This window comes from Globicatella sulfidifaciens DSM 15739, from assembly GCF_900167405.1.
Taxonomy (GTDB): domain Bacteria; phylum Bacillota; class Bacilli; order Lactobacillales; family Aerococcaceae; genus Globicatella; species Globicatella sulfidifaciens.
The window spans coordinates 42073-58787 of sequence record NZ_FUWO01000005.1 but is presented as its reverse complement, the minus strand read 5'-3'; the positions used below and the strand labels follow the sequence as shown (position 1 = coordinate 58787).

At 35.9% G+C, this 16715-nt stretch carries 9 protein-coding genes; 1 reads left to right on the top strand and 8 read right to left on the bottom strand.

Annotation, left to right across the window (positions count from 1 at the left end):
- Nucleotides 1-323: 323 nt before the first annotated feature.
- From adhE to B5D12_RS03900, 6 genes are all read right to left on the bottom strand, one after another.
- The gene (gene adhE / locus B5D12_RS03930) at nt 324-2966 is read right to left on the bottom strand and encodes a bifunctional acetaldehyde-CoA/alcohol dehydrogenase (RefSeq protein ID WP_078755590.1); all 2643 of its coding nucleotides are present in this window, start codon (nt 2964-2966) and stop codon (nt 324-326) included.
- Between the two features lie 732 nt (nt 2967-3698).
- The gene (locus B5D12_RS03920) at nt 3699-4190 is read right to left on the bottom strand and encodes a hypothetical protein (protein ID WP_078755588.1); all 492 of its coding nucleotides are present in this window, start codon (nt 4188-4190) and stop codon (nt 3699-3701) included.
- A gap of 1 nt (nt 4191) precedes the next feature.
- On the bottom strand, nt 4192-4551 hold the full coding sequence (traF, locus tag B5D12_RS03915; RefSeq protein ID WP_078755587.1) for a DUF6568 family protein: 360 nt from the start codon (nt 4549-4551) through the stop codon (nt 4192-4194).
- Nucleotides 4552-4689: 138 nt separating this feature from the next.
- Nucleotides 4690-6543 carry a hypothetical protein gene (locus B5D12_RS03910; protein ID WP_078755586.1) on the bottom strand — a complete coding sequence of 618 codons (1854 nt, stop codon included), beginning with the start codon at nt 6541-6543 and terminating at the stop codon, nt 4690-4692.
- Between the two features lie 261 nt (nt 6544-6804).
- Nucleotides 6805-7992, bottom strand: coding sequence for a CapA family protein (locus B5D12_RS03905; protein WP_078755585.1), 1188 nt, complete (start codon nt 7990-7992; stop codon nt 6805-6807).
- 27 nt (nt 7993-8019) lie between these two features.
- Nucleotides 8020-11523 (bottom strand): pyruvate carboxylase, encoded by a 3504-nt coding sequence (locus tag B5D12_RS03900; RefSeq protein ID WP_078755584.1) that lies wholly within the window; start codon nt 11521-11523, stop codon nt 8020-8022.
- Between the two features lie 290 nt (nt 11524-11813).
- Between B5D12_RS03900 and B5D12_RS03895 the strand changes: the two genes are divergently transcribed.
- Nucleotides 11814-12974, top strand: coding sequence for a helix-turn-helix transcriptional regulator (locus B5D12_RS03895; RefSeq protein ID WP_159443854.1), 1161 nt, complete (start codon nt 11814-11816; stop codon nt 12972-12974).
- Between the two features lie 613 nt (nt 12975-13587).
- On the opposite strand, the gene topA is transcribed toward B5D12_RS03895, so the two are convergent.
- Complete coding sequence (gene topA / locus B5D12_RS03890; RefSeq protein WP_078755582.1) at nt 13588-15648, bottom strand: type I DNA topoisomerase; 2061 nt, start codon at nt 15646-15648, stop codon at nt 13588-13590.
- Between the two features lie 133 nt (nt 15649-15781).
- A complete protein-coding gene (gene dprA, locus B5D12_RS03885; RefSeq protein ID WP_078755581.1) occupies nt 15782-16681 on the bottom strand; it encodes a DNA-processing protein DprA in 900 nt (299 codons plus the stop codon).
- Nucleotides 16682-16715 lie beyond the last annotated feature (34 nt).

The window sequence follows — 16715 nt, the reverse complement described above, 5'->3', positions numbered from 1 at the left end:
TCTTACCCATTCCATTTTCTCTACTAAATATTTAGTGGATGCCCACCAGAAATACTCTCTTCTGGTGGGGCCACACAAAATTTGTATAACCTTATTAATAACAGGCCAAGTGATGTTACACTTGGCCTGTTTTCTTTACAAAAAACAACGGAATAGCCGATTGGCTATTCCGATACTAAATGACTAGACATTATCTCCCATAAAAACTAGTCCACAATTGAAGTTAACACGAAGAGGAAGCGAATTATTTTGTGCTTCGTGTTAATAAGAGTTCTTTGTGCTCTGCATCAGCACAAAGCTCTTATTATTTTCTATCAACTAAATTATTTTAAACGACCTGGACGCTCTTTGTATCCATAGTAAGCATCCTCGATGATTTCTTTCATATCACTTACTAATGCTAAACGTGGGTTAACAGGTGTACATTGATCTTCATATGCAAGATAAGCAATTTCTTCTGCACGTGCCATGTATTCTTTTTCGTCCACGCCTTGAGCTTTAATACTCATTTGGATACCACAACGTTCACCTAAGTCATAAACCGCTTGAGCTAAGCTAGCAACTGCTTCTTCTGGTGTATCAGCTTTAAGTCCTAATAAACGTGCAATATCTTGGTAACGAACATCTGCTTTATAGTAGTTATATTTTGGCCAGTTACCTTGTTTTGCAGGGCGTGTACCATTGTAACGAATAACATATGGTAATAGAATCGCATTCGTACGGCCATGGACAGTATGGAAGAATCCACCAATCTTATGAGCCATTGAGTGAGAAATTCCTAAGAATGCATTCGCAAATGCCATACCCGCCATTGTTGAAGCATTATGCATTTTCTCACGAGATTCAAAGTCTGCTTCTTTAACAGAACGTTCTAAGTATTCAAATACAATCTTAATCGCTTGTAATGCTAAACCATCGGTATAATCGTTTGCCATTAATGATGTATAAGCTTCAATCGCATGCGTTAACACGTCCATACCGGTATCTGCTGTTACAAAATCTGGCACTGTCATTACTAATGCAGGGTCAATAATTGCAATAGTTGGTGTTAATGAGTAGTCTGCTAACGGGTACTTCATATTATTTTTCTTGTCTGAAATAACCGCAAATGGTGTCACTTCCGATCCTGTACCAGATGTCGTTGGAATACCAACATATTTTGCTTTTTCACCCAATTCAGGGAATTTGAAAGCACGTTTACGAATATCCATGAATTTTTGTACTAAGTCACGGAAGTCGATTTCTGGTTGTTCATAGAACATCCACATTACTTTAGCAGCATCCATTACAGAACCCCCACCTAAAGCAATAATTGTATCAGGTTCAAAGCTCTTCATTTGATCAGCACCGCGACGAACAGTTGAAATATCTGGATCTGGTTCTACGTTAGAGAATACTTGATAAACCACTTTATTACGACGTAAATGTAATTGTTCGATAATCTTATGTAAAAATCCTAATTTAACCATCATTTCATCAGTTACAATAAATACTTTTTCAACATCACGCATTTTTTGTAAATATTGGATTGAATCACGTTCGAAATAGATTTTTGAAGGAACTTTAAACCATTGCATATTATTTCTACGTCTCCCCACTTTTTTGATATTAAGTAAATTGATTGCGCTAACGTTATCACCAACTGAGTTGGCACCGTAAGAACCACATCCTAAAGTTAAGGAAGGAATGAAGGCATTATAAACGTCCCCAATACCACCAAAAGTTGAAGGTGAGTTCCAAATAACACGAATTGCTTTAACTTGACGTCCAAATTCTTTTACTAAATCTTCATCATTAGTATGGATAGCAGCTGAGTGTCCTAAACCATTGAACTCAACCATTTGACAAGCTTTCTTCAATCCATCTGCTTGATCTTCTGATTTTAGAATAGCAATCACTGGTGATAATTTTTCACGTGTTAATGGTTCATTCGGTCCTACTTCTGAAACTTCTGCTGCTAAAATATTTGTTCCTTCTGGTACAGTAAAGCCAGCTTGTTCTGCAATCCAAGTAGCAGGTTTACCAACGATATCAGCATTTAATTTAGCATCTGCACAATTTTTACTATTTGCTTTTGCTCCAAAACAGAATTCTTCTAATTTAGCTTTTTCAGCTTTATTAACGAAGTAAGTGTGATATGACTTCATTTCGTCACAGAATTCATCGTAAATTTCTTTATCAATAATGGCTGCTTGTTCAGAAGCACAAACCATTCCATTATCAAATGATTTACTCATCACGATATCATAAGCTGCTTGTTTAACATTAGCTGATTTTTCAACATAAGCTGGTACGTTACCTGCACCTACCCCTAATGCTGGTTTACCACAAGAGTAAGCGGCTTTAACCATTGCGTTACCACCTGTTGCTAAGATAGTAGCAACGTCTGGATGATTCATTAATGCAGAGGTTGCTTCCATTGAAGGTAAAGTAATCCATTGGATACAATTTTCAGGAGCTCCGGCTGCTACTGCTGCTTCATAAACAACTTTCGCTGCATGAGCAGATGATTCTTGAGCTGCTGGGTGGAATGCAAAAACAATTGGGTTACGCGTTTTTAATGAGATTAATGATTTAAAGATTGCAGTTGAAGTTGGGTTAGTTGTAGGTGTAATCCCACAAACAACTCCTACTGGTTCAGCAACTAAAGTTAATCCTGTAACATCATCTTCTGAGATAATGCCAACTGTTTTAGTATGACGCATATTATTAACAACGTGTTCGCAAGCAAATAAGTTTTTAGTTGCTTTATCTTCAAAGACACCACGTCCGGTTTCATCATAAGCGTGTTTTGCTAAAACACCGTGTTGATCTAATGCTGCAACTGATGCTTTTGCAACAATATAATCCACTTGCTCTTGATCTAAAAGACGGAATTCTTCTAATGCCACCACCGCTTTTTTTACTAATTCATCGACATGCTCTTCAGCAATTTGCTGTTTGTTTTTTTCTACAACTTCTGCCATTTTTTAAATCCTCCTCAATAGGTGTTTCTTCTTTACAAGTTCATATTACATTTTTCACAATGTTATGTCAAGCCTTTTGTGCAAAAAATCACATATTTTTTAATAAAATTTTTTCGATAGAATCCGATGATGATAACAATTTAATGAAAACGCTATCAAAAATATCAACGTTTTTTCCTTATTGTGAAACGATTCATGATAATCTTATAAGATGCTTTCACAATGTTTTTCTTATCTAATTCCCTTTAAATAAATAATGATTGTGTTCTAAATCACAATTGGATTGTGAAGTGTTTATCTAAAAAAGCCTGAACCAAAATAACACTTTCGGTTCAGGCTTATTATAATGTCTTTTTTTGTAACAAAAGAGTGGCTACTTATGATGTCTTTTAGATTTGAATTTATTTATATTTTTCTCCATTTCAAGGGAGTGGGCAAGAAGTAGAAAATCAAATGATTTTCGCTTTGTCTGTTCACCCCGGCACAGTTGAGTAGGCCTCAAACAAGTCGAAAGACGCAGTTCGAGGCCACTCAACCACTGCGCTTTTAATTTAATAACAATAACTTGGTTAAGTTTACCAAATTTATCTTTAACCTCATTAAGACGCAGATTGAGACCACTCAACCACTGCGCTATTACTTAACGAACAATAATCTTAACTAAATTTATCAAGTTTATGCCCTGCCCCAATTGATTTTAATTTCATGACTACTGATTGTTTATCTTATTTGTTAATTTTGAGTTTCCACATCTTCACCATGTAAGATAAATTCACCTACTTCTACTTGCTGATCTGAAAAATTTTGAATCACACGCACATGATACTCTTCCGGGTTATGGCTGATATTTTCGACATAAAATAAATATTCAATCGCATCATAATATTCTTTTTTATCTTGCAGTATTTTGATAATTCGTTTTAACCCTTTTTCTGCTGGCTTAACTGGGTTACTCCAATTAATAATTTCCGTTGAAGTATAAATACCATCTGACAGTGGTGTACTGTCTACTACAGTTGTTGCTTCTTCAGTTTCTTCAGCTGTTATTATTTCTCCAGTCGTCGTCTCTAAAGTTGATGATGTTTCCGCTACGATTTCCTCAAGAGTTAGCGTAGTCATCTCAATAGTCGCTTCACTCGTAGGGTGATCCGTTTCCACTTCTTCTTTCTTATCACATCCAATAATGAATGTGCTCAAGATTAAAAGTAAGAGAAGCTTTTTCATTTTACTTCTCTTCTATCATTTGAACGATTTCTTCTTCAGTCATTGAACTGTCACAACGAACTGCGACATCTGAAGCTTGTTTAACTAAAAATCCAGGTACAGTCGGAATGTTAAACTGTTCGCGGAATGATTGAATATCTTTAAAATCATATTTTTCACTTTCTGAATCAATTAAATAAATTTTATATTGACGCGCTTGTGCTACTTTACTTAATTTATTTACAAAGCGACGGCAGTATGGACAAGTTTTTCTTCCAATATAAATAATAGTCCCCTCTTGTTCTAACAATTCAATCCCTTTGACTGGTGAAATTTCCTCAAATGTTTTAATTTGCTCTAAGTAAGTTTCGATTTCATTCATTTTATCTACCTCCATAATATGAATAAATTGTAACATAGTTATAAGGGAATTTCACGTAATGACAACTGTTTATAAGTAGGTCAATATATTTTGCTTTACTAAAAATATAAGGGTTAGTTTGGTTTGTGCTATCAGTATTTAAGAATCTAAATCAATCTCATCCAATTTTTGGCGTTGCTTGCGTTTATATATAGTTGAAATTAAGATTAAAATAGCACCTAACATTAACAGAATTAATGCCCAGGTCATGACTCTTTGTTGTTCTCCAGTTGTAGGTAATTGGACAGTTTGATTCTTATTTGATTTTGATGTTGACTCTTGCTGACCATTAGTCTTACTGGCTTCTGTTTCACTTGATTGATTATTACTATTCTTTTTACTCGATGGATTTTTATTTGACTGTGTCTTTTTCTGGGACGATTGATTATTCGACTGCTCTGTTGACGTATTGCTTTTATTATTTGATTGCTTGTTGTCGTTAGTCTTTTGATTGGTTGCTAATTTTGCTTTAATATTGTCCAGCGTATCAGTATTATTACTTGATTTGGTGGTCGATGGTACCTGTTGGGTATTCGTGCTACGATTAGCAGAATATCTTGAACCCGATAATGGCTTAGGTAATGAATGAGACTCTTGGTAGGATGAACTGTCCACTACATGATGGGGAGCTTCATCTTCTTTTGTATCTTCAATATTAGAATCATCCGTATTGACATTAGTTTCTTCAATTTCAATTGTGCTGGTCGTTTCTTCTTCGCTAAGCGTATGCCAATCAATGTCACGGTAATAGTATTCTGCTAAATAGCCGGTACTTAATGCTTCAACCGGCTGCCAAGTTTGAGTCGCTTCATTGAATGTAACCAATTTTACTTGATATTTCTGATTCAATTGACGTACTAAAGCAATCGCATCATCACTCACATAGCCTTGACTATTTAAAAAGTTTGCTAAATTATCTTTGATTAATTGCCATGCATTGGTGTTAATTTGACTAAAATAAATAAATTGTGCTTCCTTAATTAATAATAATTCTTGATATCTCATCAGATAGTCTTCACTGGTTTGCCTTTGATAAACATCATTTTGTGCTATACTGACAAAACGCACCACATCATTAAGGCTCAACTCTTCCCGATATTGATAGGCGTTCTTTAAATCATCGTCTAACTGAATATTCCCTTTTAAATTAAGTATTTGAGTGATCTCCTCTAATGTTAAAATTTGAGTAAATTGTTGATAAATATCTTCAAAGCGTAGTTGATAATAAGGATATGGTACTAATTGTGATAGATAGAAATCCAAAGTAGCTAAATATTCGGTTAAACTACTCATTTGGTGATCCATTAAAAAGCTTTCCGCATTTAATTTAGGAACAGAATAAGCATATAGAAGACATTGATTCAATTGTTGATCAGCAATTTGATTTTCTGCTAATTGATTTTGTGCCACCTCTAATAAATATAAGGTCTCATGATACTGCGTTTCGACGATTGAGCGGGATGCAATCACTTCATTTTGTTGTTGGATAATCCCCTCCAAATATTGTTGCCAATCAATGACGTTTTGATCCATTTCCACCAAACTTAATTGTTCCGCTTCCGTAAGATTATTAAATTCGGGTTCGGTTGTCTGTAGCATTAAATAAGTTCCTTCGATGACTTCATTTAAGGTGTTGGTTGCTTGTGTAATCGAATAGTTTTCATTGTTTTCTAGAGATTCAATTTCACTTGTCAATCGATTAAATTCGATTTCTAATTCTGATAAAGTTGTTTGATAATCCGTTATCAAATGATTAAGTTCACTCATATTGTCACTTTGATTAAACTGGTTTTGGATTAAAATTTGACAATTTTCTTGATTAATGACGTCTCCTTCCCACTGGGTAATTAATTGGTAAGGTTCAGCTAACTCAACAGCTTGTGCTGCAACAGCGTTCGATACTATCATCATGTTTAAAAATACTATCAATATAATTAAATGCCATTTTTTCATTGTACACCCTCCTAAGAATAGGTACGTAAAAATAATGCCACATACTTTTGAACATATAAAAAAGAGTGGACCAGAAGTAGAAAATCAAATAATTTCCACTTCGTTGGTCCACCCTACCTAATAGCGTTAAGTATAAAATAAATCTAGAGGCTAATATTCTTATATTATTAGTCAATAATCCTTAAAACAGCATCTAAAATAATCATGGGACTTTTCTAGAGAACTATATTCAGCCTTTGGGGAAGGTCACCTACTCTATATTTAGTCTAAATAATCGACCACTTCAACTAAGTTTGAGTAATAAGTCATTCGCTCTTCTAAATCAGCAAACAAACCATCACCATTGAAAATACCATATTGTTCCCAATCAGCCAATGGGACTACATAATAATCTTCAAATTGAGCACCAATACAATATGTCGGCATAAAACGTATTTTACTAATTTCAAATTCGCCATCCACTTCAGTAAAGGTGTACTCTGCAATACCCCCTACCTTGTTTTCTTGTTCGACTTGACCTGATAAGAAGTTACCATGAGAAAACATCGCGGCTTGATGTTTGTTATAAACAATAAACGGTTGTGGCACATGAGGATGACCACCTAAAATAAAACTCGCCCCAGCATTTCGCACAACATTATTGACATTGGCTTGGTAGACTGATGGTAGTGTATCATATTCTTCACCATTGTGAATCATCACCACTGAAATATCCGAAATCTTATTTAAAGCTTCGACTTCTAATGGCATTAAATCCGTATCAATTAAACTCAATAAATAGGCTTGATCTTCAGGGATATAATTCCCATTTGCGCCATAACTATAAGAAAGGAAGCCTACTTTAACACCATTCGCGTCTAAAACGCGCATATTATTATAATCATCCCAACTTTCATAGCTACCAACATAAGGCATATCACGTTCTTTCAAAGCTTCAATTGAAGCATAAGCTCCTTCGGCTCCTAAATCCATTGAGTGGTTGGTTGCATTATTGACAATATCCACTCCAACCGTTTTTAATGCATCAATAATTTCCGAAGGGGCATTAAAGGCTGGATACGTAGATAATGGGTAAGTATCACCAGCAGCAATCACTTCTAAATTAGCCGTCGTGATGTCCGCATTTTCTAAATATTTTTTTATTGGTTCAAACATTGGAGTGAAGTCATAGCCATCAGCAGTCGCTGCATTATCGTAAACCCAGTCATGAATTAAAATATCACCGATTGAACGAATGGTCACCGAACGTCCTTCTTTAGTAGTACTCTCCCCTTCAGCATCAGCTTTTGCTTCATCCGTATCTTCAGTACTTACGGTAGTCATAGTATCTTGGGCACTTACCGTAGTCGTTTGCGCATCATTGGGTTGAGAATTAGTAGTTGGACTTTGACAAGCCACATTTAATAAGGTTAGTGCACTTAATAACAAAATGTTTCTTAATCTTTTCATCTATATACTCTCTCTCTTTAATTAATATTAGCCTAATTCAATCAGTAACTCCCCTGCTTTGATTGAATCTTTTTCTTGGATGTACAATTTCTTCACCACACCCGCTTTAGTCGCAGCAATCGACGTCTCCATCTTCATTGCTTCTGTAATAATCAATAATTGTCCTGCTTCAACTTGGTCGCCTTCTTTGACTTTAACAGCAAATACAGTTCCGGGCATTTGAGCCGCAATATGGTTATCATTTTGACGGTCGGCCAATGGTCTAATATCTACTGTCGTTTTCGCCGATAAATCATGGACTTCTACTTTTTGTGATAGTCCATTTAAATTAAAGTAAACCGTCCGTAAACCATTTGGTTTAACTGAACCAATTGAAGTCAATTCAATATTGATTGTTTTTCCTGGTTGTAACTCAACTGAAATTGTTTCATGGGGTTTCATCCCATAGAAGAAAGTTGGTGTCTCTAACACACTTACATTACCATATTTTTCAACAAAATCAAGAAACTCTTGGGTCACTTTTGGATACATTGCACCACTTAATAATAATTGTTCGTCTACTGGTGTATAGAGTCGTTTAGATAAGTTCTGTCTCAATTCATCAAAATTAAATTCAGTCATCAATTCACCCGGTCTTTGAGTGAAAGCAGGTTCTCCTTTTAATACGACCTTTTGTAAGTCTTCGTTCATCTTGCCAGCCGGTTGACCGATTTCGCCTTTAAAGAAGGAGACAACTGAAGCTGGAAAGTCTAATTTAGCCCCTTTTTCAATGACTGAAACTTCATCTAAATTATTTTGTACCATAAATAAAGCCATATCGCCTACAACTTTAGAAGAAGGTGTTACTTTAATAATATCCCCAAATAATAAATTTACTCGGCGATACATTGCACTGACTTCATCAAAGCGGTCCCCTAAACCTAAGGATTCAGCTTGCATCTTTAAATTTGAGTATTGGCCACCAGGCATTTCATATTGATAAACCGGTGTCCAAGCTGTTGTTAAATCGGTCTCAAATGGACGATAATATTGACGTGTCACTTTCCAATAATCAGTTAACACATCATTAGCTTCGACATTCAACTTGATTTGTCGGTTGGTCCCTTGACGAGCATAGTATAGTGAATTAGCATTCGGTTGCGAATTTTGTCCACTTAAAGCTGGGTTGGCAGTGTCAACAATATCGACGCCAGCATCGATCGCTCGTGAATAAGTTAAAACACCATTACCCGCGGTATCATGCGTATGCAAATGAATCGGTAAAGAAACTTCTTCTTTTAAAGCTTTAACTAATTGATATGCTGCCTCTGGTTTTAATAATCCGGCCATATCTTTAATCGCAATCGCATGAACGCCTAATGATTCAAGTTCGCGTGCTAAATTAACATAATATTCCAATGTATATAAAGATGAACGCTCTGGATTTAAAATATCTCCGGTATAACATAAGGTGCCTTCAACAAATTTATCGGTTTTTAAGGCTGTTTCAATCGGTAATTTCATGGCTTCGACCCAATTTAATGAGTCAAAAATACGAAAAACATCAATGCCAGCATGCGCACTTTCTGTAATAAAACGTTGAACGACATTGTCCGGATAATTTTGATACCCAACTGCATTAGCAGCTCTCAATAACATTTGGAATGGAATATCAGGAATTAATTCACGTAATTGTGTTAATCTTTCCCATGGGCTTTCTTTTAAGAAATTATACGCCACATCAAAGGTCGCACCACCCCACATTTCAAGTGAAAAATAATCTTTCATCGTTGCATTAATATACGGTGCAACTTTTAACATATCGGTTGTTCTCATTCGAGTAGTTAAAACGGACTGATGAGCATCGCGTAAAGTGGTGTCGGTTAATAAAGCTGATTTTTCTTCTAATAGTAATTTAGAGACTGTGCTTGGCCCCTTGTCATCTAATAGTTGCTTCCAAGTAGGTTGCTTTACCGCTGATGAAGCTGTTATTAATCGGTTGCGACTCGCTTTATTGAAGCTAGCTGGGTGAATACTAGAGCGAACCCCTTCAACAGTCGGTATTTCACGTCTTGTAAAATCGGGTTTGTCTATCTTTTCAATGCCTGGAAAACCGTTAACGGTCACATTTGCAATATATTTAAGTAGTTTTACTCCTCGTTCTCGTGGGGGAACAAAGTCAAACAACTCCACTTTTTCAGCAATAAAGTTAGTATGATAGTCTCCTAACATAAAGTCAGGATGATGAATAATATTTTCTAAGAAACGAATATTCGTTTTAACACCCGCAATTTGAATTTCATCGAGCGCCCGTGACATTTTAACAATCGCACCTTTTTTATGGATGGCATATGAAGATATTTTGACTAAAAGCGAATCATAATAAGGTGTAATCATAGATCCCGAAAAGGCATCACCAGCATCTAGCCGAATCCCTGTTCCGCCTGGCGATTGATAACTGACGATAGTGCCAGAATCTGGTGCAAAATCATTTAATGGGTCTTCAGTCGTAATACGACATTGAATGGCATATCCTCTTGTCACTAGTTGGTCTTGTGATGGAATACCAATCTCCTCACCAAATAAACTTTCACCATCGGCAATTTGAATTTGTGTTTTCACTATATCAACGCCTGTTACTAATTCAGTAATAGTATGTTCAACTTGCACACGCGGGTTGACTTCAATAAAGTAAAATTCATCATCGGCAACTAAAAACTCTACCGTACCCGCATTAACATAACCGACATGTTGCATTAATTTCAAGGAAGCATCGGTTAATTTTTGACGCATCTCTGGTTGCAAGCCAAACGAAGGAGCCACTTCCACTACTTTTTGATGGCGTCTTTGGATTGAACAATCTCGTTCATATAAATGAATGACATTACCATGTTGATCCCCTAATATTTGCACTTCGATATGTTTAGGGTTGGCAATATATTTTTCTATATATAAGCGATCATCACCAAAAGATGACTTAGCTTCAGACTTTGCTCGTTCATAACTCTCAGCTAATTCACTCGCTGAATGAACGATACGCATTCCCTTACCGCCACCACCACTGACTGCTTTAATCATTAATGGGTAACCAGTTATTGCCGCAAAAGCTTCAGCTTCTGCAAGAGATTGAATAATCCCCTCACTTCCTGGAATAACTGGCAGTCCAGCACTAATCGCTGTTTCGCGTGCACGAGTTTTATTACCAAACATTTCTAAATGTCTTAACTCGGGTCCAATAAAAATAATTCCCTCTTCTTGACATCTTCTAGCAAAAGTTTCATTTTCACTTAAAAATCCATAACCAGGATGTATCGCATCGACTGATTTTTCCTTGGCTAAAGCAATAATTCCTTCAATATCTAAGTACGCTTCGATAGGACCTAAATCCTCCCCAATTAAGTAAGATTCATCCGTTTTTTGACGGTGCAAGGTACCGATATCTTCCTTTGAGTAAATACTAACGGTGTTAATGCCAAGCTCCTTACATGCACGTCCAATGCGAATCGCAATCTCTCCACGATTGGCGATTAGCACTTTCTTTATTTTATTCATGATAAATCCTCCTCGTTGGTCTACATCTTCTGTCTATTCATCCAAGTTAATTGGTAAGCATCATTTCACTCACGAAAACTTATGAAATGTATAGGTGTATTATAGCATGTTATGAGAAAATTTCTCATCTTTTTTTGAATTTAATTATTTCTTTTAATATTAAAACATTCCACTTATACGTTCAATTGTCTTTATCAAAGAAATGATTATCAAAATTAGATAATTAAAGATGATATTTTATCTTTATTAGTATATAATAGTATTAACAAAAACTTATGGAGGTCATTGGAATGTATTATACTAATCAAAAATTTGATCATACCGCTTATTTTTTTGAAAATCCAAAGAATCCCTCATCAACTAAGGAATATATCTATCATCGTCAAATCAACTTAAATGCTAATCATACGCAAACGCTCTTCCATTTTGAAGTGCCGGTTAAGATAACTCCCATCAAGGGCTTAACATTATTAGTCATTAAAACAGCCAAAACAGATCAATTTCAAACTTATCTAATTGAATCGGAAGTCACTTTAAGAAAAGGGATAGAGTTCAATGTCTTATGCCTTTCGTCCACTGCCACTGTTAACCTATCAACCCAAATCAAAGCAGAACCTTCTTATATCAAATTAGATAAGATTTTTATTGCCCCATCAACACCTGTATCCTTTAATTTGTTAACTATTGTATCAACTGTTAGTACGCTTTACTCAGAAGACTACCGCAAAAAATTTATTAAGCAACCTCACTTTGAAATCATTATCGTAGAATCGGGACAATTCAACATTGAAATTAATCATACGGTTTATACTTTAACTAAAGGTCACTTAATGATTTTACCACCAGATACACCAAGTATAAGATTTCATCACGCTGACAAACGAACACTTACACATTCGATCCGCTTTACTGCAGAAGGCATCGACTCAGCGTTAATTAAGCACTTAATCAATGCAACAGAATATCTAGCTCCATTATATGATGTCTTGCATCAGGACTTGAGTTTACCATTAGGTGCCGATAAAGTTTGGAATCAATTGGATAATCTCGTCTTTAGTCTACATCAGTCATTGCATCAAAATGACAACGAATCAAGTTCAACTATTATGCGTGAACGATATGAAAGTGATATATTCAATGAAATCATCGATTATATCCATCAAAGCGATATCGTAGCTTTAAAAGTGAGTGATCTCGTCAATGAATTTAACCTATCACGTTCTACTTTGCAACAGTTGTTTAATAAATATGAACATACGACACCAAAAAGTTATATTAACCAACAACGCTTAGAAAAAAGTCGTCAATTAATTCGTGAGTCCAATTTATCCATTACACAAATTGCTGCTGAATTAGGCTATGGTTCGATTCAATATTTTTCAAGAGCCTTCAGTAAAGCTTTTAATATGAGCCCATCGGAATATGCAAAGGGCTATTCAAAACGCATGTAATATCGTTATCTAGTCATATTTAATCATTTAATAATAGTTTAGCTGCATTTGGAGTGGGCAAGAAGTAGAAAATTAAATAATTTTCGCTTCGTCTGCCCCCCGCACAGTTGGGAGTAGACCAGAAGTAGAAAATTGAATAATTTTCGCTTCGTCTGCCTACCCCCGCACAGTTGAGTAGGCCTCAAACAAGTCATTTAGACGCAGTTTGAGGCCACTCAACCACTGCGATTTTAATGAATAAGCACTAATTTGACTGAATTTTTCAAATTTATGTTCAATCTAGTTAAGACGCCATTTGAGACCACTCAACCACTGCGCTATTAATTAATGAACAATAATCTTAAATAAATTTATCAAGTTTATGCCCAGTCTCTTAAGCAATCACTACTTAAAAGAAATAAGGGCGATAACCGGGCATTTACTAATAGTAGAAAGCGAACTTTTTAGTGCTTTTAAATAAATAAATTGCGATGTCTTTTCGAACATTTACTTTTAAGAACAAAAAATTAATTTTCTATAATACAAGTTTATTATTTGACTTACTAAATAGCATAAAAAAGCAGTCTGCCAATGGATTCATTTTCCATTTGCCTGACTGCTTTTTTGATTAATATTATGATTCTACCTCTTCTTGGTAATCACAGTTACTACATTTCACTTCGCGACCTTTACGAGTTGTTTTTTCTACCAGATAATGGTCACATTTTGGACAGTTACGTGCAATTGGTTTGTCCCAAGAGACAAACTCACAAGCAGGATAACGGTCGCATCCATAGAAGATACGATTTTTCTTCGATTGACGCTCAATAATTTCACCTTCGTGACAAAGAGGACATTTTACGCCAACTTTCTTCACAATGGCTTCGGTATGACGGCAATCTGGGAAGTTACTACACGCATGGAATTTGCCATAACGACCAATCTTAACGACCATTGGATTGCCACATTCTGGACAATCATACCCGGCTGGTTCGTCTTTGATTTCAATCTTTTCAATTTTTGATTCGGCTTTTGTTAAATCCGTTTCGAAATCACCATAAAACTTACTTAACACATTGACCCATTGTTCTTTACCTTCTTCGATTGAATCCAATTCATGTTCCATTTCTGCGGTAAAGTCGGTATCGACTATCTGTGGGAAGAACTCTGACATCACATCATTCACAATCTCACCTAATTCAGTCGGTTCAAACCGTTTCGCAACCATCTTAACATAGTAACGCTTGCGTAACGTTTCAATTGTAGGTGAATAAGTTGACGGACGACCGATTCCTTTTTCCTCTAATGTCTTAATTAAACTTGCTTCATTAAAACGTGCTGGAGGTTGAGTAAAATGTTGTTTCGGTTCTAACTCAACAGCTTTTACTTCGTCACCGATAGTTAATTCTGGTAAGTAATTGTCTTTCGCTTTACTTGGATACACTTTCAAGAAACCATCAAATTTGATGCGTGATCCTGATCCTCTAAATTGAACTTGATTTTGATCAATATCACAACGAATCGTATCATACACTGCATCAGCCATTTGACTCGCCATAAAACGCGCCCAAATAAGTGAATACAATCTCAGTTGATCTTTAGTCAATGAATCACTAATGCTGTCTGGCGTCATCGCTGGATTGGATGGTCGAATGGCTTCATGGGCATCTTGAGCACCACTACTGTTTTTAGTTGCTCTAGATTTACCATTATATTGTGGACCATAATTATCACGAATAAACTCATACGCGGCAGCCTGTGCCGAAGGTGCGATACGCGTTGAATCGGTACGCATATAAGTAATTAAACCAACGGTTTGACGTCCAATCGTAATCCCTTCATACAATTGTTGGGCAACCATCATCGTTTTACTGGTTCTAAAATTCAAGCGATTAGATGCTTCTTGTTGTAAAGTACTGGTAGTAAAAGGTGGTGAAGATTTTCGTAAACGCTCTTTCTCTTCAATGTTGGTGACGTTGAAAGGTGCTTTTTCATCCAAACGTTTCATCACTTGTTCAACAGCGGCTTCATCTGGTAAATCCATCTTCTTACCATCCATACCGTAAAATTCTGCTTCAAATTTTTGTCGACCTTTACTAAATTTTGCTGGAATTTTCCAATACTCTTCCGGTTTGAAATTACGAATTTCTTTTTCACGATCGATAATAATTTTTAGAGTAGCTGATTGCACACGTCCAGCAGATAGACCCCCTTTAATTTTCTTCCATAATAAAGGTGAAATAGAGTACCCTACTACACGGTCTAAAATACGACGAGCTTGTTGTGCATCTACTAGGTTCTGATTAATTTTACGTGGCGATTTGAACGCTTCCTTAACGGTATCTTTCGTAATTTCGTTAAAAACCACTCGATTTTCTGCATCTAAGTCTAAATTCAGTAAATGGCATAAATGCCATGCAATTGCTTCACCTTCACGGTCCGGGTCGGCTGCAAGATAAACTTTTTCAGAATTTTTCGCTAATTTTCTTAATTCTTTAATCGTGTCACCGCGGCCCCTAATACTAATATAGTGAGGTTCGAAATTATTTTCGATATCAACACCCATTTTACTTTTAGGTAGATCACGTAAATGACCTTTACTGGCAACAACTTTATAGTTTTTTCCAAGATAGCGATCAATTGTTTTCGCTTTTGTTGGCGACTCGACAATGACTAGATTTTTATAGGTAGACATTATCGCACCTGCCTTTCTTTCATTCTTTTTGATTTTTTTCCTTCTATTATATAGTCAAAAACTGACTCGTTATTTTTTAATTCAAATCGTTAACCATATTATAGGAAAGAAGACAGGTTGTCAAATATAAATATTAAAAATAATTTTGATTTTTAAATAATTGGCGAACGTCAGCTACTGTTTCCGATACATTTAAAATAGGATACGCACCGCTAGCAATTAATTGATTGCAGCCTTGAGATTGCTTATCAATCACGCGCCCCGGTAAAGCAAATACTTCTCGGTTACACTGCAAAGCATAATTAGCAGTGATTAAACTTCCACTCTTTTGAGCTGCTTCCATCACACAAGTAATCGGTGAAATTCCCGCTATTAAGCGATTGCGCATAATAAAGTGATGCTTTAAAGGCGGACTATCCGGTAAATATTCCGAAATTACTAAATGATTTTTGGCTAAGGTTTGTTGAAGTTGTTGGTGTTCACTTGGATAGGTACGATTAAGGCCACTGGCAATCAAAGCGACAGTGCTCTTTGAATGATAAGCTAATGATGTCTCATGGACAATCCGATCGATTCCTCGGGCTAAACCTGAGACTACACCCCAACCTTCTTTGGCAAAGGCCGCGACTAATGACTCTGTCATCATCCGACCATATTCAGTGGTCAGCCGTGACCCTACAATTGATACCAATGGACGAGTTAAACAAGACAAATCCCCTTGATAAAAGAGCAATAAAGGCGGTTGCGCCAATTGATACCATAGACGTGGATAATGCGCTTCACCAAAAATAATCGTCGATTTTGCTAATTGTTTGAAATATGCCAATTCAGCCACTTGCCAATCAATCACTTTTTGATCCGTAAATTGATTACTAAGCCTTAACATTTTAATAATTTGATAAATCTCTTTCATTGATAAGACTTCTTGTTGTAAATGTTCTTGAAATATATAAGACAAGTAGCATTTTTGGGAACGATAATTAACCCCTGAATATATTAGTCCAATCATCTGCTCTTTAATAGATAAATCCATGTGTATTCACTCTCCTTAATAAGTAAATACGCAT